Raw genomic sequence first — 1,552 nt, 5'->3', positions numbered from 1 at the left:
AAGTGAGAGCGTGTTGAAGTGAAGGGTCGTAGGGGTAACCCTTGAAGGGAGGGCATCGGCCTTGAAGAGCTGGCAAGAGAGACACCTGTCATTTCTTGTGAAATAGACACTTGTCATTTCGAGCCGAAGGCGAGAAATCTTAAGTTTCCATTCCCACCCGTCCTGAGAGATGGAGGTGGGGCTGACAATCTCACGGTTCTAGAGCCAATCTCCAGAAGCAACCTCACCTTGCTCGCCCCCTATCCCGTCCTTTCCCCCGATTCGGGAGAAAGGGGGCTATAGCGTTTAGTTTCCACAGGGAAGGTTATCAAAGGAAACCGCCAATGAACTTGCTGGTCTCCCCTCTCCCCAATGGGGGGAGGGGGAGGGCGTCGGCCTTGAAGAGCCGATGATACGACTGTCATTTCTCGTGAGATAGACACCTGTCATTTCGAGATAGACACTTGTCATTTCGAGCCGAAGGCGAGAAATCTTAAGTTTCCATTCCCACCCGTCCTGAGGGGAAGGGGGTGGGGCTGACAATCTCACGGTTCTAGAGCCAATCTCCAGAAGCAACCTCACCTTGCTCGCCCCCTATCCCCTCCTTTCCCCCGATTCGGGAGAAAGGGGGCTGTCTTGCTAATTAAGCTGTAGAAAAGCTAATCAAGGGAAACTGAGAGCAAGCTTATTGGTCTCCCCTCTCCCCAATGAGGGGCGGGGGGGTGGGGGCCTTGAGAGGGAGGGGCTGTAGGGCAACCCTTGAGGGAGAGTGCAGTGCGCAATACCGTCGGCATGGAGAGGCGGGGGTAGAAGCCTGTAAGCAAGCCTGCATACTCCAAACGCCCACATCATAATGAAGGTGAGAGCAGGAAGAGACCACCACGGTGTTGAAAATTGTCTCTTAAAAAATGAACCGAACCTTTAAGGAGAATCGTGAATGACATCTACAGGCTTGTTGAGTAGTACCTCTATAGCCCTCACCCTTTTGGTGATTGGCTGCCTCGCTACAACGGTGATGCCTGCATCGGCCAAAGGTCATGGCACAGACAACACCCCAAAAGGCTTTCTTCTGAAGACCATCCAATGGCAAGGGTCAACTTACCGCTACCTTGTCTATGTGCCTGCCGACTACACTCGCGACCACCCCTGGCCAACCATCCTCTTCCTTCACGGTTCAGGAGAGTGCGGCACCGATGGCCTCAAACCGTTGGGGGCGGGCATCGGCACGCATATCATGCGTCATGCCGACCGCTGGCCCTTCCTCGTCATCATTCCGCAGAAACCCGAAGTGCGCGATACGTGGGCACAGTATGATGATCTGTTAATGGCCATGCTTAAAAAAACGGAGCGCGAATATCGCGTGGATACTACTCGTCTCTACCTTACCGGCCTATCGCAAGGTGGCTTCGGAACCTGGGCGCTGGCCGCCAAGCATCCTGACCTCTTCGCCGCAGCGGCGCCCATCTGCGGCATCGGCGACCCAAACCAGGCAGCCGAATTGGCAAAAATTCCGCTTTGGGTTTTCCACGGCGCAGCAGACCCCGTTGTCTCCCCAGAAGCCGATCAGAAGACC

General features: G+C 55.0%; 1 protein-coding gene. It reads left to right on the top strand.

All coding sequences use genetic code 11. From position 1 onward, the window contains the following. Positions 1–916: 916 nt before the first annotated feature. The coding region (locus tag VKV29_RS09470; protein WP_324201062.1) for an alpha/beta hydrolase-fold protein at positions 917–1,552 on the top strand (636 nt) is incomplete at its 3' end.

Origin of the sequence: Chthonomonas sp. (genome assembly GCF_035294165.1) — a bacterium.
Taxonomy (GTDB): domain Bacteria; phylum Armatimonadota; class Chthonomonadetes; order Chthonomonadales; family Chthonomonadaceae; genus Chthonomonas.
This window is presented reverse-complemented; position numbering and strand designations above follow the sequence as displayed.